General features: G+C 57.4%; 18 protein-coding genes. 10 read left to right on the top strand and 8 right to left on the bottom strand.

Annotated features, from left to right (window positions below):
* Nucleotides 1–3 precede the first annotated feature (3 nt).
* Together ACQG22_RS19880 and ACQG22_RS19875 are read left to right on the top strand one after the other, a co-directional pair.
* Entirely contained in the window at nucleotides 4–954 is a 951-nt protein-coding gene (locus ACQG22_RS19880; RefSeq protein WP_369706533.1) for an iron-siderophore ABC transporter substrate-binding protein, read from the top strand.
* A complete protein-coding gene (locus tag ACQG22_RS19875; protein WP_013098734.1) occupies nucleotides 951–1838 on the top strand; it encodes a MurR/RpiR family transcriptional regulator in 888 nt (295 codons plus the stop codon). The genes ACQG22_RS19880 and ACQG22_RS19875 overlap by 4 nt, the downstream gene beginning before the upstream one ends.
* 23 nt (nucleotides 1839–1861) lie before the next feature.
* On the opposite strand, the gene ACQG22_RS19870 is transcribed toward ACQG22_RS19875, so the two are convergent.
* Entirely contained in the window at nucleotides 1862–2701 is an 840-nt protein-coding gene (locus ACQG22_RS19870; RefSeq protein WP_369706534.1) for a helix-turn-helix transcriptional regulator, read from the bottom strand.
* 166 nt (nucleotides 2702–2867) lie between these two features.
* Here ACQG22_RS19870 and ACQG22_RS19865 point away from each other — a divergent pair, with 166 nt between their 5' ends.
* From ACQG22_RS19865 to ACQG22_RS19855, 3 genes are read left to right on the top strand one after another with little or no spacing between them, the layout of a single operon-like run.
* A complete protein-coding gene (locus tag ACQG22_RS19865) occupies nucleotides 2868–4670 on the top strand; it encodes a DUF2264 domain-containing protein (protein WP_369706535.1) in 1803 nt (600 codons plus the stop codon).
* Nucleotides 4671–4702: 32 nt separating this feature from the next.
* Nucleotides 4703–5968 carry an oligosaccharide MFS transporter gene (locus ACQG22_RS19860; RefSeq protein ID WP_013098731.1) on the top strand — a complete coding sequence of 422 codons (1266 nt, stop codon included), beginning with the start codon at nucleotides 4703–4705 and terminating at the stop codon, nucleotides 5966–5968.
* 17 nt (nucleotides 5969–5985) lie between these two features.
* Nucleotides 5986–7173, top strand: a complete 1188-nt coding sequence (locus ACQG22_RS19855; RefSeq protein WP_369706536.1) for a glycoside hydrolase family 88 protein — start codon at nucleotides 5986–5988, stop codon at nucleotides 7171–7173.
* 30 nt (nucleotides 7174–7203) lie between these two features.
* Here ACQG22_RS19855 and lysM read toward each other — a convergent pair whose 3' ends face one another.
* The 5 genes from lysM to qseB all read right to left on the bottom strand — a co-directional run bounded on the left by lysM (nucleotide 7204) and on the right by qseB (nucleotide 10810).
* The gene (gene lysM / locus ACQG22_RS19850; RefSeq protein WP_369706537.1) at nucleotides 7204–7644 is read right to left on the bottom strand and encodes a peptidoglycan-binding protein LysM; all 441 of its coding nucleotides are present in this window, start codon (nucleotides 7642–7644) and stop codon (nucleotides 7204–7206) included.
* A gap of 140 nt (nucleotides 7645–7784) precedes the next feature.
* Nucleotides 7785–8099: a putative quinol monooxygenase gene (locus ACQG22_RS19845; RefSeq protein ID WP_013098728.1), complete on the bottom strand. Its 315-nt coding sequence runs from the start codon at nucleotides 8097–8099 to the stop codon at nucleotides 7785–7787.
* A 30-nt stretch (nucleotides 8100–8129) separates the two neighbouring features.
* Nucleotides 8130–8711: an NAD(P)H-dependent oxidoreductase gene (locus ACQG22_RS19840; RefSeq protein WP_013098727.1), complete on the bottom strand. Its 582-nt coding sequence runs from the start codon at nucleotides 8709–8711 to the stop codon at nucleotides 8130–8132.
* Nucleotides 8712–8816: 105 nt separating this feature from the next.
* Nucleotides 8817–10154, bottom strand: coding sequence for a quorum sensing histidine kinase QseC (qseC, locus tag ACQG22_RS19835; RefSeq protein WP_061771813.1), 1338 nt, complete (start codon nucleotides 10152–10154; stop codon nucleotides 8817–8819).
* Nucleotides 10151–10810, bottom strand: coding sequence for a quorum sensing response regulator transcription factor QseB (gene qseB, locus ACQG22_RS19830; protein WP_020689493.1), 660 nt, complete (start codon nucleotides 10808–10810; stop codon nucleotides 10151–10153). The genes qseC and qseB overlap by 4 nt, the downstream gene beginning before the upstream one ends.
* 139 nt (nucleotides 10811–10949) lie before the next feature.
* Here qseB and ACQG22_RS19825 point away from each other — a divergent pair, with 139 nt between their 5' ends.
* From ACQG22_RS19825 to ftsP, 4 genes are all read left to right on the top strand, one after another.
* Complete coding sequence (locus ACQG22_RS19825) at nucleotides 10950–11351, top strand: YgiW/YdeI family stress tolerance OB fold protein (protein ID WP_020689494.1); 402 nt, start codon at nucleotides 10950–10952, stop codon at nucleotides 11349–11351.
* Nucleotides 11352–11469: 118 nt separating this feature from the next.
* Entirely contained in the window at nucleotides 11470–13728 is a 2259-nt protein-coding gene (gene parC, locus ACQG22_RS19820) for a DNA topoisomerase IV subunit A (RefSeq protein ID WP_038983486.1), read from the top strand.
* Nucleotides 13729–13892: 164 nt separating this feature from the next.
* Nucleotides 13893–14630, top strand: a complete 738-nt coding sequence (gene plsC, locus ACQG22_RS19815; RefSeq protein WP_013098722.1) for a 1-acylglycerol-3-phosphate O-acyltransferase — start codon at nucleotides 13893–13895, stop codon at nucleotides 14628–14630.
* A 59-nt stretch (nucleotides 14631–14689) separates the two neighbouring features.
* Complete coding sequence (ftsP, locus tag ACQG22_RS19810) at nucleotides 14690–16102, top strand: cell division protein FtsP (protein ID WP_013098721.1); 1413 nt, start codon at nucleotides 14690–14692, stop codon at nucleotides 16100–16102.
* A 30-nt stretch (nucleotides 16103–16132) separates the two neighbouring features.
* Here ftsP and ACQG22_RS19805 read toward each other — a convergent pair whose 3' ends face one another.
* On the bottom strand, nucleotides 16133–17608 hold the full coding sequence (locus ACQG22_RS19805; protein WP_013098720.1) for a TrkH family potassium uptake protein: 1476 nt from the start codon (nucleotides 17606–17608) through the stop codon (nucleotides 16133–16135).
* Between the two features lie 200 nt (nucleotides 17609–17808).
* Here ACQG22_RS19805 and ACQG22_RS19800 point away from each other — a divergent pair, with 200 nt between their 5' ends.
* Entirely contained in the window at nucleotides 17809–19983 is a 2175-nt protein-coding gene (locus ACQG22_RS19800) for a YgiQ family radical SAM protein (protein WP_038420579.1), read from the top strand.
* A gap of 85 nt (nucleotides 19984–20068) precedes the next feature.
* Here the strand turns inward: ACQG22_RS19800 and dkgA are convergent, their stop codons facing one another.
* Nucleotides 20069–20896: a 2,5-didehydrogluconate reductase DkgA gene (dkgA, locus tag ACQG22_RS19795; protein WP_023619916.1), complete on the bottom strand. Its 828-nt coding sequence runs from the start codon at nucleotides 20894–20896 to the stop codon at nucleotides 20069–20071.
* Between the last annotated feature and the right edge of the window lie 95 nt (nucleotides 20897–20991).

The raw sequence follows: 20991 nt of genomic DNA, 5'->3' as shown, positions 1-20991 counted from the left end.
AAGATGCGCGTACTTGTTTCGATGCTGTTGCTGATAGGGTTTGCGGTGGGTGCGGCGGAGCCGACGCAGACGTTCACTGACGATCTGGGGCGTAAGGTGGAGGTGCCGCTTCACCCGAAGCGGATCGTCTCGCTGCACGACCTGGATATCACCATTCCACTGATTGAGCTTGGCGTACCGCCCGTCGCCAGCCATGGCCGCACGCGCCCGGACGGCAGCCATTTTCTGCGCGCCAGCGGCATGCTGATGGGGGTGGATTTCGATAATTCCGACATCAAATTCATCGGCACGGCGGATATCGACATTGAAGCCATTGCCGCCGCCAAACCCGATCTGATCATCACCGAGCCGACCCGCAACACGCCGGTGGAACAGCTGGAGAAGATTGCCCCGACGGTGAGTATCGACCATCTCGACGGCGGTGCACCGGAGATCTACCGCAAGCTGGCGCAGCTCACCGGTACGCAGGCGCGGCTGAAAATCCTGGAGCGCCGCTATCAGGAGCAAATCAGGGCGCTGAAGGCGACCATCGATACGCGCAAAATCACCGTGTCGGTGATTCAGGCTAACCAGGGAAAAATCAATGCCATGCACAGCTACCACTCTTTAGGCCGCGTGCTGCGTGACGCCGGATTTACCTTCCCGCCGCTGATTGAGAATATCCCGGAAGGGGGACGGATTGACGTCAGCGCCGAACGTCTGCCGGAGCTGGACGCCGATTTTGTCTTTGCCACCTGGCGCGGCGACACCGGGGGTAAACCGCAGGACGAGCTGGCGGCGATGGAGGCGGTGATGCCGGGCTGGTGCCAGTTCCTGAACGCCTGTCGGACCGGCCACTACGTGCTGATTTCACGCGAAGAGGCCATTTCGAACTCCTTCGCCTCTTTAGGGCTGATGGCCGCGCAGGTACAGTCGCAGATTGCCGGGCGGCCATTGCCGGAGGTATCACCGTGATCCGTAAAGAGAAAGGGCGCGTGGATGTTTACGGGGAGCGCTTTCGCGCACGTGCGCATCACCTGACGCCGCGTCTGCTGCAGGTGGCGCGCTACATCAACGAGAACCGGGAAGCGGTGATGGAGCAGACGGCAATGGAGATCGCTACGCTGCTAAAAACCTCGGACGCCACCGTGGTCCGCGCGATTCAGGCGCTGGGTTTTGCCGGGCTGCGCGATCTGAAGCAGACGCTGGAGCAGTGGTTTGGTCCGGTGGTGACGTCCAGCGAAAAGATCTCCTCGACGGTTAACACGCTCACCAGCGACGTTAACGCGAGCATCGATTTTGTGCTGGAAGGGCATCAGCACACCTGTGAGGTCTTGTCGCAACCGCACAATCGCTATGCGATGGCGCAGGCGGTGTCGCTGCTGGCGCAGGCCAGGCAGGTGGCGATCTTCGGCATTGGTGCCTCCGGTATTCTGGCCGAGTACACCGCCAGATTATTCAGCCGGATGGGGCTCCCCGCCATGCCGCTCAACCGCACCGGGATAGGCCTTGCCGAACAGTTGATTGCGCTCCAGCGCGGCGATGTGCTGGTGATGATGGCGCAAAAATCTGCACACCGGGAAGGACAAACCACGTTGCGGGAAGCCAAACGTCTGGGGATCCCGACGATTTTGCTGACCAACGCCCTGGACTCGCGTTTCAGCAAAGAGGCCAGCGTGGTGATCCATGTGCCGCGCGGCGGAGAAAAGGGCAAAATCCCGCTGCACGGTACGGTGCTGCTGTGCCTGGAGATGATTATTTTGTCCGTCGCCTCCACCGAGCCGCAGCGCACCATCAAATCCATGAAGCGCATCAACGAGTTTCATCGTGGGTTAAAGCCGGGGAAGAAGAGCGGTTAAAGCATGCCGGGCGCTCACGCCGTTCATCGGTCAACATGGTTCTTCCGGTACTGCAACGGCGTCTCGCCAATCCCCTTCTTAAACGCGCTGATAAACCACGTCACGTCGGAAAATCCCACCTGCGTGGCAATCTCACGTACGCTCGCCTCGCTGTGCAGCAGGTGCTCGCAGGCCTTGCGCAGCCTTAACGTATTCAGATAGTCATGGATCTTCTCGCCCGTTTCCGCATGGAATTTTCGCGATACGTAGCTGCGGGATTTCCCCAGCGTTTCTGCCAGCGCGTCCAGGCGAAATTTCTCCTGGTAATGTTCGTCCAGCCAGAACATCACCTGGCTGGCGAGCCCAAGGCTACTGCCCGGCGCACGGGCATTATCGTCCGGGAGCATGGCGAATAAACCAATCAACAGCGCGGCTATTCCCTCGCGGGTTAAAGGCGACGGGTAACAGCCGAGCAGATGATCGACATGGTGATGGCAGTGCGCCAGATCGGCGACCCACGCTCCGGCGCCGCGGGCAGAAAGTTTCTGCAGCCGCTGCTGCGTGTGGGGAAAATCGCGCAGGGCTGTAAGCACCGCGTGAGGGTCGAGATGAATAATGGTACGTCGGTAAATCGCTTCTGCCTGCTCATCCACCCTCACTTTATGCAGGGTAAACGGCGGAAAGAAAAACAGCCGCCCGGGGCGCATGGTGTAATGACGGTTATCGACAATGGCGACGCCAAATCCTTCTTCCACATACAGAATCTCCAGACACTGATGCCAGTGATGGTAACGCACGGTATTGGCAAACAGACGGCTGAATGACACGACGGTGTCATTTAAGGTGATCAGTTCCAGCCGGTCGGAGGTGGGCGTGTCGCGCATAGTGCAATAAAACTCAATTTTCTGCCGTTATCTTCTCGTTATAAACCACCTTTTTAAATTTTCTCAACTGGAGGTTTATTTAGCCTTCACGGCTGTGACGTGGCTAACATTTATCCCCCTTGCGGATTCACTATCCTTCGTCGCAGTTGATGACGAGGGCGAGCGTATGTCTAAAAAATCAAATCCATTGTCTTCGCGCCAGGAGGTGGTGGCGTCGTTACATGACCTGCTGGGCGCGCTGGATAAGTCCTTTCCGCAGGATTGTTCCCGGTTCTCGCTGGGAGAAACCTGTGCGCACTACCCCACGGAGATTGCGCAGATGGAAGGGCTATCCCGCGCGCTGTGGGGGCTGTTTCCGCTGATGGCGGGCGGCGGGGGCGAGCCGTTTAGTGAGAAGTACCTGACCGCCATTAAGCTCGGCACCGATCCGCAGAGCCCGGGCTATTGGGGGGAAACCGGCCCGTACGACCAGCGTCTGGTGGAGATGGCGGCTTACGGCCTGGGGCTGGCGCTGCTGGGGGATAAGCTTACCTGCCGCTTCAGTGAACGTGAGGTAATGAACCTGCACGCGTGGCTCAACCAGATCACCGATGCGCAGATGCCGGACAGCAACTGGAACTACTTCGCGATTATGGTGCAGCTTGGCTTCAAATGTGCCGGGCTGCCGTATGATCCGCGCGCCATCGACCGTCGGTTTGCGATGATGGAGGCGTATTATCTGGGTGACGGCTGGTATTCTGACGGTCCGGGCCGCCCGAAGGATTACTACATCTCAATGGCGTTCCACTTCTACGGCCTGATTTATGCCACCCTCGGCGGTGATGAAAAAAGGGCGGAGGTGTTACGCGAGCGTGCCTGTCAGTTTGCCGAAGATTTTATTTACTGGTCTGCCGCCGACGGCGCGTCGGTACCGTTTGGCCGGAGCCTCACCTATCGCTTCGCGATGGTCGCTTTCTGGAGCGCCGTGGCCTTTTCCGGGCTGAATGTCTTCTCGCCGGGCATCGTGAAGGGCATTGTGCTGCGCCATCTTCGCTGGTGGCAGCGGCAGCCGATGACCGATCGCGACGGTATTTTGACCCTCGGTTTTACTTATCCCAACCTGGTGATGTGCGAGGATTATAACGCCCCCGGCTCGCCGTACTGGGCGCTGAAAACGTACCTGATGCTGGCCTTGCCGGAGTCACACCCCTTCTGGCAGACAGAAGAGCAGCCGCTCCCCTCGCTGGCGGAAAAACGCGTGATCCACCCAGCGCAGCACATCCTGATGCATGCGGATAACTCACAGCACGTCACGATGCTCACTGCCGGTCAGCTTGAGCTGAATAACTACGTCAACACCGAAGCCAAATACACCAGATTTGCGTACTCAAGCCGCTTTGGCTTCACCCTCGAACGGGGGCGCTTTGGCCTGAAACATGCCGCCTGCGACTCGATGTTACTGCTGGCGGAGGGGGATAACTACTTCCGTGGGCGTCGCGAATGCGCGGAGGTGCGGGTGGATGAGAACTACCTCTATTCACGCTGGTCACCCTGGCATGATGTCCATGTCGAAACCTGGCAAATTCCCTTTGGCGAGTGGCACGTGCGTCTGCACCGCATTAACAGCGCTCGCACCCTTCAGGCAGTGGAGGGCGGTTTTGCGGTGATGAAAACCGAACACCACATTCATGAGCGTGGCTGTTACCTGACGGCCAGCAACGGCAGCAGCGTGATTGTCGATCTCTCCCCGGTCATTGCCCGGGAGCCAGACAGCATCGTCACGCCGCCGAACAGCAGCATTATGTTCCCGGAATGCGCATCCATTCCGTTGTTAAAAACCGATCTCCCTCAGGGAGAGAGCTGGCTCTGTTGCGCCGTCGTGGCCAGCGAGAAACCCCCCGCAGCATTGGCACCTGAACTGAAGATGACCCCTGACCAGGTCGCGATCCGCGAACCCGGAGGCGAACGTAAGCTGTCGTTCACATTATAAAAAATCTGACCCTACACGTCGGCGAGGATGATATGAAAAGTGCATCTACAACGAACAGAACCGAATATTACAAAATCAGCAGCTTTATATTTCTCTATTTCTTTACCTGGTCTGCCAGTATTGGGCTATTAGCCATCTGGCTCGGCCAAAAGGCGAATCTCAGCGGCTCGGTAATTGGCACTGTCTTTGCGGTCAACGGTATCTTCTCAGTCATCCTTAAACCGATCTACGGCTATATTCTCGATAAGATCGGCATGAGTAAATACCTGCTCTATTTTGTGGTTGCCATGTCCGCGCTGATGGCACCGTTCTTTATTTATGTTTATCAGCCGCTACTGATGTCCAATACCCTGGTGGGGATTATCATTGGCGCGCTCTATTTAAGCTTTGCCTGGTACGCGGGCGTGGCGGCGTGTGAATCCTATTCTGACCGCTTTAGCCGTTTAAACGGTATGGAGTTCGGGCAAATTCGCATGTGGGGATCGCTTGGCTGGGCCGTGGCGTCCTCGTTCTCCGGTCTGCTGTTTAATCTCTCTCCGGCGTATAACTTTATTTTGGGCAGCGTCGCATCCATCATCATGCTGATCGTCCTTGTGAGCCTGAAAGTGAATACTAACTCCGCTCACGCCAGCGAGGTGCTGACCAAAGAGAAAATCGCCCCTGCGGATGTCTATGCCCTGCTGCGTAACCGCAAGTTCTGGGCGTTCTGCCTGTATGTGGCGGGCGTGGCGTGGATGATGTTTATTGCCGAGCAGCAGTTCTCACGCTATTTCGTCACGTTCTTTGATGATATTCACCAGGGTAACGCGGTGTTCGGTTATCTGGGAACCGTACAGTCGGGTATGGAATTTGTGATGTATATGGTGATCCCGCTGTTGGTGAATAGTATTGGTGCCAAGCGTGGACTGTTAATTGTCGGGCTGGTGGTCGGTGCACGACTGATTATTTCCGGCCTGTGCGATTCCCATCTGTTAATTTCCGTACTGAAACCGCTGTATGGCCTGGAAATATGTCTGCTGCTGGTATCGGTCTTTAAATATATTGCTGAGCATTTCGATAAACGCGTTAACGCCACCATGTATCTGCTGGGCTATCAGGCCATGCTCTACGTGGGCAACGTGGTTGTCTCTTCGCCTGCCGGCTATCTGTATGACCGCATCGGCTTTGAGCACACCTATATCATTATGGGAGCCACGGCGCTGACCTTTACGTTTATCTCTGCCTTTACGTTATCCGCCTGCCAGAGCAAATGGCGCGGTACCCGCTCGCTGAACGCAGCAGAACCCTCATCCCGGTAATTTAAAGGACCCGAAACATGTTAAGTCGTATCAAAGAGGAACACCTGCAGGCTATTCCTGTCCCCGTTGAATCGCGGACATTACGTGATGAACTCAGCTCTGCCCGCAGCCACGTGCTTGAGCTGATTAGCCGTCATTTGGTGGCGTTTGGTGACCGATTCCCGGCAGAAACCTGCCAGGACGGGGTTTATCCGCTGACGGAGAATGTGGAGTGGACCACCAGCTTCTGGACCGGGCAGCTATGGCTGGCGTGGGAGATGAGCGGTGAAACAACGTACCGCGAGATGGCTGAAAAACACGTGCGCTCGTTTGGCCTGCGCATCGCCGGGCGTAATGATACCAACACTCATGATTTGGGGTTCCTGTATACGCTCTCCTGCGTGGCGGCCTGGCGACTGACCGGCAACCGCGAGGCGCGCGGGTTCGCCCTGCTGGCGGCTGAAGCCCTGCTGGAGCGCTTTCACCCGAAGGCGAAGATTATTCAGGCCTGGGGCGATCTGTCAGACCCGGAGCAGGCCGGGCGGATGATTATCGACTGCAACATGAATCTGCCGCTGCTCTATTGGGCGACGGAACAAACCGGCGACGCGCGCTTTGCTGACGCCGCAAAAGCCCACGTGATGCAGGCCGCTACGTACCTGATTCGTGAAGATGCCTCGACGTTCCACACCTACTACATGGATGTGGTTACCGGCGCGCCTCGTTACGGCAACACGCAGCAAGGATACGCGGACGACTCCTGCTGGTCCCGCGGGCAGGCGTGGGGGATCTACGGTTTTATGCTGAGCTATCTCTATACCGGCGATAAGACGATGATTGCGCTGTCAAAACGCCTGGCAAACTACTTTCTTAATCGTCTGCCGGAGGATTATGTCTGCCACTGGGATCTGGCGCTGCTGGGGACAGATGCGCTGCGGGATTCCTCCTCGGCGGCCATTGCCGTCTGCGGGCTGCTGGAGCTGGTAAAACAGTTGCCGGTCACGGATCCGGATCGTGAACGTTATCTGGACTGGGCTAAAGGGATTATGTCGTCACTGACAAAGCACTATCTGATGGGCAAAGACGAGAAGGGGAGCGGGCTGCTTAAGCACGCTGTCTATCACCTGGCGAGCAACAAAGGCGTGGATGAGTGTGCGAGCTGGGGCGATTACTTCTACGTTGAGGCGCTGGTGCGGTTCACCCAGAACTGGAAGCCGTACTGGTAAAAGGTCGGGGGCACGCCCCCGACGTGTGGGTTACGCCTTAGGAATACGCAGCGTCTGGCCGGGATAAATCTTGTCCGGGCTGGAGAGCATCGGGCGGTTCGCCTCAAAAATCTTGTTGTACTGGTTGGCATCCCCGTACACGGTTTTGGCGATGGCGCTGAGGGTGTCGCCTGATTTCACCGTATAGTAGGTGGCTTCATCTTTGGCATCAGTGGCGGTGATGTTGTTTTCCACCTCGCTGACGCCCGCAATATTGCCGACGGCGACCTGGATTTTTTCTTTCTGCTCTTGGGTCAGCCCATCGCCCGTTACGCTGGCTTTACCGTCGGTAACGTTGACCTGCACTTTATCCGCGCCGGGAATGTTGAGTTTCTTGAGATGCTCGGTGATTTTGTCGCTCTGGCCTTTATGATCGGTCAGGTTGTCCCACAGCTTTTCGCCTGCTTCTTTTACGAAGTTAAAAAGTCCCATTCCTTCCTCCTGTTAATCATGAAGTCAGAATAAGCATAGCAGTTGAGTTTTAAGATGATAAAAAAAGCCCGGTGCGCTAGCGCTTACCGGGCCGGATGTGTTCTCCCTCTCCCGTGGGAGAGGGCGGGGTGAGGGGAAACTTACACCCCTTGCTCCAGAATACGGATGTGGGTTTCCAGCACGTCACCTTTTACCGCATCGCTCCACGCTTTCATGTGTGCGGTCTGCAGGTGCGCTTCGAGATGCGCCACGGTTTCCCACTGCTCAACCATGATGATGGAGTCCGGCGCGGTGGCCTGGAAGCTGGCGTTGGTTGCGGCGTCAACCATCGGCGCATAGCCGTGGCAGCCTTCTTCTTGCAGTACGGTTGGGATAATTTTCGCGAACTGATCCAGCACCGCCTGGCGGTGATGTTGGCCAGGACGGGTACGGATTTCAGCAATAACGGTAAGCATAATTAACTCCTTCTAATTCCAGGTTACCAGTTAAGCAAAAATTTCAGCCAGATGCTTGCGATATTCTGCGATATAGCGCGGGACGTCAGGCATTTTAATCACGTCGTTGACGATAAAGGTCGGCAGCGGGTCCATGCCGAGGAACTGGTTAGCCTTGTGGAACGGCAGGTATGCGCCGTCTACCCCTACGCCTTCAAAGAACTGATCTTTATCGGTGAACGCGTCCAGCGGGGCGTTCCAGGTCAGGGAGAGCATATATTTCTTACCCTGAATCAGGCCGCCTGAACCATATTTTTTAGACGCGTCGGAACGGGTACGGCCGTCGCTGGCATACAGTGAACCGTGGCCCTCAGTGAACACGTCATCCATGTATTTTTTCACGGTCCACGGTGCGCCCATCCACCAGCCCGGCATCTGCCAGATAACCACGTCAGCCCACAGGAAGTTCTGCACTTCGGCTTTCACGTCGTAATGGCTGTCTGCGCGCACAACCTTAACATCATGCCCGGCGTCGCGCAGGAAGCCGTCCGCGACCTCGGTCAGGGTGTCATTCAACTGGCCTTTAGAGTGGGCGAATTCTTTCGCACCGTTGATAATCAGAATATTGCTCATTATTTGTCCTCGTCGATGAGAGTATGGCGAGTATTCTACGCGCGAGGGCGATACGGTAAAATGAGCAAAATGTGCAAAGTCTTTTGCGTTAAATGCAATAATCCCTTACCAGCACACCTTCACATCAACGCCGCCTTCCGCAGCATTATCCAGTGAAACGCGCATACCGTGCAGGGCAGCAATGCGTTTTACAATCGATAACCCCAGCCCGCTGCCCGTGGCATCCTGGCCGGGTGGACGATAAAAACGCTCGCCAATACGGGCCAACGCCTCGGGGGCGATCCCTGGTCCGTTGTCGCGTACGGAGAAGCAACGGGCGTCCAGCGTAACGTCAACCACGCTGCCGCGCGGGCTGTAACGAACGGCGTTATCCAGCAGGTTACGCACCAGCAGGCTCAACAGCAGCGGTTGACCCGTGCGTTCAGCCTGCGGGGCGTTGATGTTCAGGCGAACGTCGATACCCGCCTGCTGCGCCGGATGCCAGATGTCCAGAACCGCTGATTGCAGTAAATCGGCCATCTTTATCGGTTCGACATCGTCGAGATTTTCCAGAGAGTCCAGACGCGAGAGAGTGAGGAGTTGATCCACCAGCCGGGATGCCCGGTCGATCCCCGCGTGGAGCTGCGAGAGCGCTTTTTCCTGCGCCTGCGGGTCGTCCAGAGAGAGTTGCGCCACGTCGGTTTGCACCTTCAGGGCCGCCAGCGGGCTACGTAATTCGTGCGCGGCATCGGAGGTAAAGCGGCGCTCGCGGCTCATCATCTCCTGGGTTCGGGTAAAGAGGTGGTTCAGGGAGTCCAGAAGGGGGCGCACTTCTGATGGCACGCCCTGTGTCGGCAGAGTGTCGGTGGCATCCGGTGAGCGAAGGCGCAACGTCTGCGCCAGTTTTTTCAATGGCTTAAGCTCCCGGCTCAGCAGGACAATCAGCAACAGCAGCATCACCGGTAGCGCCACCAGCCACGGCGTCAGCTGCGAGCTGACCACATCAAGCGCCATCTCCTGCCGGTATTCCCACTCCTGACCGACCACCACGCGGTACTTCCCGTCCGGCGAGGTCAGCCATAAGAAACGCCAGTCATCGTTGTCGTCTTTGAGCCTGCCGTCATCAAACCCATCGCGGCGATAGTGATACGGGATGTCGCGGCCGTTTTCCCCGTCATTGAGGATCATCGTGCCGTCGGTAGCGTAAATGGCGAAGGCCAGAGCATCGTCGTCCAGGCGACCGTGCTTCACTTTTTTGGGGATCTCGCGCATCCGCTCCGGAGCGCGGATCTCATCCAGATCCATCGTCAGCAGCCGTTTAGCAAACAGCATCTGCTGGGTATCAAACAGCTTATCGAGCTTGTGGGTCGTCTGCTGCCAGGCGACAAGGCTTGCGGCAAACCAGGCCGTCAGCGACAGCAGCAGAAAAAGAAGCGTCAGACGGAGTTTCAGGCTCAGTTTCATGCGTCACCCAGGGTATAGCCGATACCATGAACCGTGCGGATAAATTCGCTGCCCAGCTTACGCCGCAGATGATGAACGTGAACTTCCACGGCGTTACTGGAGACGTCATCGTCCCACGTATAGAGCTTCTCTTCGATCGCTTTACGCGGCAGGACGCGGCCCGCATTGCGCATCAGTAACTCCAGCAGGGCGAACTCTTTGGGCTTGAGGGCCAGCGTTTCCCCCTCCAGCGTGGCGACGAGGCTTGTCGGGTCGAGCGTCACTTTGCCGTGACGCAGTTCGCTGCGCGTCTGACCGTGGCTGCGACGCACCAGCGCCTCAAGGCGGGCGGCCACTTCGATCAGCGCGAAGGGTTTGCAGAGATAATCATCGGCTCCCAGGCGTAGCCCCTCGACGCGCTGATTCAGCGCATCCCGCGCGGTCAGGATAAGCACCGGCTCGCTGCGCCCGCTTTCGCGCCAGGCGCGCAGGATCGCCAGACCGTCGATCTCCGGTAGCGTCAGGTCAAGCACTACCGCATCGTAAGGAGCAGAACAGAGCGCCGCCTGGCCGGTTTTTCCGTCGGTGAACCAGTCCACGCTGAAGCCCATTTTGCTTAAGCCCGCTTTGATGCCATCACCAATCAGCTTGTCGTCTTCTACCAGTAATATGCGCATATCCCCTCCTTGATGGCGTCAGTAAACCCTCTGGATCCGCCTGCTGTACAGTAAAAAAATATAAATTTTCCCCTTAAGAAGTTGTTAAGGATTACCCTGTTTAATGGATTGCGACACCACATTAAAGGGAGAGATGAATATGAAAAAATTCGCTGCAATGGCTGCTATCATGATGATGACCACCGCACCGGTCTTCGCTGCTCAGGGCGGTTTTACGGGCCCATCAGCTACCCAACCCCAGACTCAGACGCAGGCAGGCGGTTTTGTTGATAACAACGCCAACCTGACAACGGCCGCGAAAGTCAAAGACCTGAAGGACGACGCCTGGGTGAAGCTGCGCGGGAACATCACCGAACGCCTGTCCGATGACCGCTACACCTTCCGCGACGAGACCGGCACGGTGGTGGTTGAGATTGATCATAAGCGCTGGAACGGTGTGACCGTGTCCCCGCAAGATAAAGTTGAGCTGCAGGGTAAGGTCGATAAAGACTGGAACGAATTTGAAATCGACGTGAAGCAGGTTATCAAGCTGACGAAATAACCCAGAAAGGGCCGCTTATCCGGCCCTTTTTCTTTGTGACTCAACTCGCCAGATAGGGTAGTATCTGCGGCAATATTGCCTGAAACCCATCGGTTTCTGAGTTGAGGAATCACACGTAATGAGCGATATGGCAGAGCGCCTCGCGCTACATGAATTCACGGAAAACGCCTACCTGAACTACTCCATGTACGTCATCATGGACAGGGCATTGCCGTTTATCGGGGATGGCCTGAAGCCCGTTCAGCGTCGCATCGTCTATGCGATGTCCGAGCTGGGGCTGAACGCCACCGCCAAGTTCAAGAAATCCGCCCGTACCGTCGGTGACGTACTGGGTAAATACCATCCGCACGGCGACAGCGCCTGCTATGAAGCGATGGTGCTGATGGCCCAGCCGTTCTCTTATCGTTACCCGCTGGTGGACGGTCAGGGGAACTGGGGGGCACCGGACGATCCGAAATCCTTCGCGGCGATGCGTTATACCGAATCCCGCCTGTCTAAATATGCCGAAGTGCTGCTGGGCGAACTCGGCCAGGGGACGGTGGACTGGGTGCCAAACTTCGACGGCACGCTGCAGGAGCCGAAAATGCTGCCTGCGCGTCTGCCGAATATCCTGCTGAACGGCACCACCGGTATCGCGGTCGGTATGGCGACGGACATCCCGCCACACAACCTGCGTGAAGTGGCGAAAGCCGCCATCACCCTGATTGAACAGCCGAAAACCTCGCTGGACGAGCTGCTGGATATCGTTCAGGGGCCGGACTTCCCGACCGAAGCTGAGATCATCACCTCGCGTGCGGAAATCCGCAAAATCTACCAGAACGGCCGTGGCTCCGTGCGCATGCGCGCGGTGTGGACCAAAGAGGACGGCGCCGTGGTGATCACCGCGCTGCCGCATCAGGTCTCTGGTGCCAAGGTGCTGGAGCAGATCGCCTCCCAGATGCGCAATAAAAAGCTGCCGATGGTGGACGACCTGCGCGATGAATCCGACCACGAAAACCCAACCCGTCTGGTGATCGTGCCGCGCTCTAACCGCGTGGACATGGAGCAGGTGATGAACCACCTGTTCGCCACCACCGACCTGGAAAAAAGCTACCGCATCAACCTGAACATGATCGGTCTGGACGGACGCCCGGCGGTGAAAAACCTGCTGGAGATCCTCTCCGAATGGCTGACCTTCCGTCGCGATACGGTGCGCCGTCGTCTGAACCACCGTCTGGAGAAAGTGCTTAAGCGCCTGCATATCCTCGAAGGTTTGCTGGTGGCGTTCCTCAATATCGATGAAGTCATTGAGATCATCCGTACCGAGGACGAGCCGAAGCCCGCGTTAATGTCGCGCTTTGGTATCAGTGAAACCCAGGCTGAAGCGATCCTCGAACTGAAGCTGCGCCATCTCGCTAAGCTGGAAGAGATGAAGATCCGCGGTGAGCAGAACGAGCTGGAAAAAGAGCGCGATCAGCTGCAGGCGATCCTCGCGTCCGAACGCAAAATGAACACCCTGCTGAAGAAAGAGTTGCAGGCCGATGCCGATGCCTTCGGCGACGACCGCCGTTCTCCGCTGCATGAGCGCGAAGAAGCGAAGGCGATGAACGAGCATGACATGCAGCCTTCAGAGCCGGTCACCATCGTCCTGTCCCAGAGCGGCTGGGTGCGTAGCGCCAAAGGCCATGATATCGACGCGCCGGGGCTGAGCTACAAAGCGGGCGACAGCTTCAAGGCGGCCGTGAAAGGCAAGAGCAACCAGCCGGTGGCGTTTATTGACTCCACGGGCCGCAGTTACGCCATCGATCCGATCACGCTGCCTTCCGCGCGCGGTCAGGGCGAACCGCTGACCGGCAAGCTGACGCTGCCGCCGGGGGCGACGGTTGACCACATGCTGATGGAAGCCGACGACCAGAAACTGCTGTTGGCCTCTGATGCGGGTTACGGCTTTATCTGTACCTTTAACGATCTCGTGTCACGTAACCGTGCCGGTAAAGCCATGATCAGCCTGCCGGATAACGCACACGTTATGCCGCCGCTGGTGGTTGAGAACGAGAGCGACATGCTGCTGGCCATCACGTCTGCCGGGCGCATGCTGATGTTCCCGGTCAGCGACCTGCCGGAGTTGTCAAAAGGGAAGGGCAATAAGATCATCAACATCCCGTCGGCGGAAGCCGCGAAAGGTGAAGATGGCCTGGCGCATCTCTTCATTCTGCCGCCGCAGAGCACGCTGACCATTCATGTCGGCAAGCGTAAAATCAAGCTGCGTCCGGAAGAGTTGCAGAAGGTGGTGGGCGAGCGCGGACGCCGCGGTTCGCTGATGCGCGGCCTGCAGCGTATCGACCGCGTGGAGATCGATTCTCCTGCACGCAGCAACGCGGGCGACAGCGAAGAGTAACGCGTTTCGATCCCCCTCTGTTCCGGAGGGGGATATCCAATAAAATTTCCCGTAAAACCGTTGTTAATTCGTGCGTTGCGATTAACAATACGCGCTCGTAATAAAGTCCTTACCTGGCCACAGGTGAAGTATAATTGTCAGCTGTCAGGGCTTCAGAGGTCGCTATGCTATACATTGTTCGTCTTATTCTTACCGTTATCTACTGCATTCTGGTCTGTGTTTTCGGCTGCATCTATTGCCTGTTCAGCCCGCGTAACCCGAAGCATGTCGCCACCTTCGGCCACATGTTTGGTCGTCTTGCGCCGCTGTTTGGCCTGAAGGTTGAAAAGCGTCTGCCGGAAGGGGCGGAGAATTTCGGTAACGCCATCTATATCGCAAACCATCAAAATAACTACGATATGGTGACCGCCTCTAACATCGTGCTGCCGCCGACCGTGACGGTGGGTAAGAAGAGCCTGCTGTGGATCCCCTTTTTCGGCCAGCTCTACTGGCTGACGGGTAACCTGCTGATTGACCGTAATAACCGCGCAAAAGCGCACGGTACCATTGCGGAAGTGGTGAACCACTTCAAAAAGCGCCGCATTTCTATCTGGATGTTCCCGGAAGGCACGCGCAGCCGCGGCCGCGGTCTGCTGCCGTTTAAAACCGGGGCGTTTCATGCCGCAATTGCGGCGGGCGTTCCAATTATTCCCGTGTGTGTTTCCAATACATCGAATAAGATTAATCTTAACCGCCTGAATAACGGGCTGGTGATTGTCGAGATGCTGCCGCCGGTCGATACCAGCAAATACGGTAAAGATCAGGTCCGCGAGCTGGCAGCGCACTGCCGTGAACTGATGGTTCAGCATATTGCTCAGCTCGACAAAGAAGTCGCAGAGAGAGAAGCCGCCGGGAAGATCTAATCCGGCGTTAAAAGGGAAAACGAATTCCCGCGTTGTTAGTCGTTTCAGATGGAGCTTATATGTCACTCAGTCGGCGTCAGTTTATTCAGGCTTCAGGGATCGCCCTTTGTGCGGGTGCGATGCCGCTGACAGCCAGCGCCGCCGGGCAGCAACAGCCGCTGCCCATTCCGCCGTTGATTGAATCCCGTCGCGGGCAGCCGCTATTCCTGACGCTACAGCGAAGCCACTGGTCGTTTACCCAGGGAACCCGCGCGCCGGTCTGGGGCATTAACGGGCGCTACCTTGGGCCGACCATCCGCGTGTGGAATGGCGATGACGTAAAGCTCATCTACAGCAACCGCACGCCTGAAAATGTGGCGATGACCATCAGCGGATTGCAGGTTCCCGGCCCGTTGATTGGCGGGGCCGCGCGCATGATGTCGCCTAACGCCGACTGGGCTCCCGTACTGCCGATCCGTCAGAGCGCGGCGACGCTGTGGTATCACGCTAATACCCCTAACCGCACTGCCCAGCAGGTTTATAACGGCCTGGCCGGGATGTGGTTGATAGAAGACGAGGTCAGTAAATCTCTGCCCATTCCAAACCACTACGGCGTGGATGATTTCCCGGTCATTATCCAGGACAAGCGTCTGGATAACTTTGGCACACCGGAATACAGCGAGCCGGGTAGCGGTGGCTTTGTTGGCGACACGCTGCTGGTCAACGGCGCGCAAAGTCCGTATGTCGAAGTCTCGCGCGGCTGGGTTCGCCTGCGTCTGCTGAACGCCTCTAACTCGCGCCGCTATCTGTTGCAGATGAGCGATGGCCGCCCGCTGCACGTGATCTCCGGCGACCAGGGCTTTTTACCGGCGCCGGTGTCCGTAAAACAGCTGGCGCTTGCCCCGGGTGAACGCCGTGAAATTCTCGTGGATATGACCAACGGCGATGAAGTCTCGGTGACCTGCGGCGAAGCGGCGAGCATTGTGGATCGCATTCGTGGCTTCTTTGAGCCGTCGAGCATTCTGGTCTCCACGCTGGTGCTGACCCTGCGCCCAACCGGTCTCCTGCCGCTGGTGACCGACAGCCTGCCCATGCGCCTGCTGCCGCAGGAGATCATGAGCGGTTCGCCAGTGCGCAGCCGTGATATCAGCCTCGGCGACGACCCGGGCATCAACGGCGCGCTGTGGGACGTTAACCGTATCGACATTACTGCCCAGCAGGGCACCTGGGAGCGCTGGACCGTTCGCTCCGACATGCCGCAGTCGTTCCATATTGAAGGTGTGTCATTCCTGATCCGCAACGTGAACGGCGCGATGCCGTTCCCGGAAGACAGGGGCTGGAAAGACACCGTCTGGGTGGATGGTCAGGTTGAACTGCTTGTCTACTACGGCCAGCCTTCCTGGCCGCACTTCCCGTTCCTGTTCCACAGCCAGACGCTGGAGATGATGGACAGGGGCTCCGTAGGGCAAATGCTGGTTAACCCGGCGCCGTAAGCACAGCATTCCCGGTGCGCCGGGAATGCGTTATGCCCGCCAGAAAAAGCGCGAGCACAGGATCAACACCGGATAAATTTCCAGACGTCCTAAGATCATCGCCGCGCACATCAACAGCTTGGCTTCTTCCTTTAACGTCCCGAAGGTTGATGCCGTTTCGCCAAAGCCCAGCCCCATATTGTTGATACAGGCAGCCACCGTCGCAAATGATGTAAACAGGTCATAGCCCATCAGATTGAGCGCCCAGACGAAAAAGCCTGTGATCATCACGTAGAGAAAGAAGAAGCTCCATACTGAACGCAGGACGCGCTCATTCACCACGCTGTTGCCAACCTTGATGGTCAGCAGCGCCCGCGGATGCGCCAGCTGATTCATCTCCTGAATACTCTGCTTGAACATCATCAGAAAACGCAGGGCCTTAATCCCACCGCAGGTCGAACCCACGCAGCCACCAAAGAAGCTGGCGCTCAGCAGCAGGAATATGGTGTGGGCAGGCCAGTGGGCGTAATCGGCCGTTGAAAGGCCGTTATCGGTCATCATTGAGCTTGCCAGGAAGAAGGCGTGCACCAGGCTGTCGAGAGGGTTATACATTCCCGCGTGCCAGACCTGCCAGGCGGTAATGGCGATAAGCACCGCGGCAGCGGCCAGAAAGAATCTCACCTCCGGGCTGCGGCGAATCGGCTTCAGCGTGCGTCTGACAAGGGCGACATACCAGAGGGTAAAGTTAAACGCCGAAAGCAGCGAAAAGGTGCCGGCGACAAGCTCAATCGCGTGGCTGTCATAAAAACCGATGCTCTCGCTGCGGGTTGAAAAGCCGCCCAGGGATACGGTGGAGAGCCCGTGACAAACGGCATCAAAAAAGGGCATCCCCGCCAGCCAGTACGCCAGCGTGCAGGTTATCCCCAGCGCCAGATAGGTGACCCACAGGGTGCGTGCGGTATCGGCGAGCCGGGGCGTCAGACGCTCCTCTTTAAATGGGCCGGGCATTTCTGACTGGTACAGCTTCATGCCACCGATGCCCAGCAGCGGCAGGACCGCGACGGCCAGCACGATGACGCCCAGCCCGCCAATGAAATTGAGCTGCGCGCGATAATAGAGGTACGATTTGGGCAGGGCGCTGACGTCGCCGATCACCGTTGCGCCCGTGGTGGTGATCCCGGAAACGCCTTCAAAAAGTGCGTCAGCAAAGGAGAGTTGCAGGCCATCGTCCATCCAGAGCGGCATGGCGCTGATTAATGAGAACAGCAGCCAGAACAGGACGATAATCACGAATCCGTCGCGGGTGCGTAGCTGTATACCGGCGTGACGGGTTGCCCGCCAGGCCAGGCCGCCGAGGCTGAAAAAGGTCAAAAAGGTGGTCAAAAAAGCAAAATAGGTTCGCTCTTTATTCAGCAGAGCGATAACCATCGGCGGCAGCATAGACAGGCTGTACAGAAGAACCAGAAACCCGCAGAGATGAAGCACAACCCGCAGCTGGGAGACATGTAACGAATCGTTGAACTTCACAACAGAACTCCGCGCAAGAACCTGTTCCGGGGGAAAATCACCGGAAGTTAGAGTGAATATTATGAGCCAAAATAATCAGGGCGCTGTATTTTAACGACTTCTGTGAATATCTGTCTGCCTCTTGCATCCTTTTCTTCAAATCTGGCGGATGAACAGCGTATAATCCGGCTCCTTTTGTCTATTTTTTCTTCGGAAGCATTATGAGCGCAATTTCCCTGATCCAGCCGGATCGTGACCTTTTCTCGTGGCCCCAGTACTGGGCGGCCTGCTTTGGACCGGCGCCGTTCCTGCCGATGTCCCGGGAAGAGATGGACCAACTGGGCTGGGATAGCTGCGATATCATTCTGGTCACGGGCGATGCCTACGTTGACCACCCGAGTTTCGGTATGGCCATCTGCGGCCGCATGCTTGAAGCGCAGGGCTTCCGCGTGGGGATCATCTCCCAGCCAGACTGGAACAGCAAAGACGACTTTATGCGTCTGGGTAAACCGAACCTGTTCTTCGGCGTGACCGCCGGCAACATGGACTCGATGATCAACCGTTATACCGCCGATCGTAAGCTGCGCCATGACGATGCGTACACACCGGATAACGTGGCGGGCAAACGCCCTGACCGCGCCACGCTGGTCTACACCCAGCGCTGTAAAGAAGCCTGGAAAGATGTGCCGGTGATCCTGGGCGGCATCGAGGCGAGCCTGCGTCGTACCGCGCACTATGATTACTGGTCTGATACCGTGCGCCGCTCGGTGCTGGTGGACTCCAAAGCCGACATGCTGATTTACGGTAACGGCGAGCGTCCACTGGTAGAAGTGGCGCACCGTCTGTCGCAGGGCGAGCCGGTGAGCAGCATCCGCGACGTGCGCAACACCGCCATCATGGTGAAAGAAGCGCTGCCGGGCTGGCGCGGGGTGGATTCCCGCATCATTGATATGCCGGGCAAAATCGATCCTATCCCGCACCCGTATGGCGAAGATCTGCCGTGCGCCGATAACAAACCGGTTGAGCCAAAGAAAGCGGAAGCGAAGGCTATCGTCGTGCAGCCGCCGCGCCCGAAACCGTGGGAAAAGACCTATGTGCTGCTGCCGTCCTACGAGAAGGTGAAAGCCGATAAGGTGCTCTACGCCCATGCGTCCCGTATTCTGCACCATGAAACCAACCCCGGCTGTGCGCGTGCGTTGATGCAGAAGCACGGCGAGCGTTTTATCTGGATCAACCCACCGGCGATCCCGCTCTCCACCGAAGAGATGGACAGCGTCTTTGCGCTGCCGTACAAACGCGTGCCGCACCCGGCGTACGGCAACGCCCGTATCCCGGCGTATGAGATGATCCGCTTCTCGATCAACATCATGCGCGGCTGCTTCGGCGGCTGTTCCTTCTGCTCCATTACCGAGCACGAGGGGCGCATTATTCAGAGCCGTTCTGAAGATTCGATTATCAACGAGATCGAAGCCATTCGCGATACCGTGCCTGGCTTTACCGGGGTGATCTCCGACCTCGGCGGCCCAACGGCCAACATGTACATGCTGCGCTGTAAATCGCCGCGCGCGGAGCAAACCTGCCGCCGTCTCTCCTGTGTCTATCCGAGCATTTGCGAACATATGGACACCAACCACGAGCCGACGATCAACCTCTATCGCCGCGCGCGTGATTTGAAGGGCATCAAGAAAATCCTGATTGCCTCCGGGGTACGTTACGACATCGCTGTGGAAGATCCGCGCTACATCAAAGAGCTGGCGACGCACCACGTCGGTGGCTATCTGAAGATTGCGCCGGAGCACACCGAAGAAGGCCCGCTGTCGAAAATGATGAAGCCGGGGATGGGCAGCTACGATCGCTTTAAACAGCTGTTCGATACCTACTCAAAGCAGGCAGGGAAAGAGCAGTACCTGATCCCGTACTTCATCTCCGCCCACCCGGGTACGCGCGATGAAGACATGGTGAACCTGGCGCTGTGGCTGAAACAACGTCGCTTCCGTCTGGATCAGGTGCAGAACTTCTATCCGTCACCGCTCGCCAACTCCACAACCATGTACTACACCGGCAAAAACCCGCTGAGTAAAATTGGTTATAAGAGTGAAGACGTGGTGGTGCCGAAAGGGGATAAACAGCGTCGTCTGCACAAAGCGCTGCTGCGCTACCACGATCCGGCTAACTGGCCGCTGATCCGCCAGGCGCTGGAAGAGATGGGGAAAAAGCATCTGATTGGCTCGCGTCGCGACTGTCTGGTGCCGGCACCAACGCTGGATGAGATGCGCGAAGCGCGTCGCCAGAACCGCCATACGCGCCCGGCACTGACCAAACATACGCCGATTGTGCATCAGCGTTCGAACGGTAGCGCGGGAACGAAAAAGAATGTGAAACGTAAGAGCGGCTAGTCTCATTGCCCGGTGGCGCTTCGCTTACCGGGCCTACAACTCAGATCGTAGGCCGGGTAAGGCGCAGCCGCCACCCGGCTTTTTACTACCCGCCAAACTGATCCGGATCGGGCCCTAAACGCTTGCCCTGATCCAGTTTCGCAATCTCGCCCAGCTCATCTTTATCCAGGCGGAAATCCCAGACGTCGAAGTTCTCGGCGATGCGCGATGGCGTGACCGATTTCGGGATCACCACCAGGCCGTTGTCCAGGTGCCAGCGAATGACAATCTGCGCCGGGGTTTTGCCATATTTATCCGCCAGATCGCGGATAATTTTCTGGTCGAACACCCCTTCACCGCCCTGAGCCAGCGGGCTCCAGGATTCGGTCTGGATTTTGTGAGTAGCGTTCCAGGCGTGAAGCTGGCGCTGCTGCATCAGCGGGTGCAGTTCAATCTGATTAATCACCGGTACAACGCCCGTTTCGTCAATCAGACGCTGCAGGTGATGAACCTGGAAGTTACAGACGCCGATGCTTTTCACCAGCCCCTCTTTTTGCAGTTCAATCATCCCTTTCCAGGCATCAACATAATGGTCGATAGCCGGAACCGGCCAGTGCATCAGATACAGATCGACGAAATCGAGCTGGAGTTTCTCCAGGCTCTCCTGCAGGGCTTCGCGTGGGCGCTTTTGGTCGTCGTTCCACAGTTTGGTGGTGATAAAAAGGTCGTCGCGGGGCATACCGGCGCTGGCCAGTGCTTTCCCCACGCCGTCCTCGTTTTTGTAGGCGGCGGCGGTATCAATGGACCGATAGCCGACTTCCAGTGCTTTATGAATGGCGGAGACGACCTCGTCGTTACCGGCTTTCCATACACCTAGCCCCAACTGGGGCATCACGTTGCCGTCCTGCAGCTTGATTACGGTTTGGTTTGCCATTTTTCCTCCTTCAGGTGCGCATCGCCGGAGGGGGACTCCGGCGATGGGGTGTGCATTAAGTCTGGACGAAATGTCAAAAAACGAAAGGCAGGATG

This window comes from Enterobacter cloacae complex sp. 309I3, assembly GCF_050031595.1.
In the GTDB taxonomy this organism is placed as follows: Bacteria; Pseudomonadota; Gammaproteobacteria; order Enterobacterales; family Enterobacteriaceae; genus Enterobacter; species Enterobacter cloacae.
The sequence above is the reverse complement of the archived record's forward strand: the minus strand, read 5'-3'. Positions and strand labels throughout refer to the sequence as shown.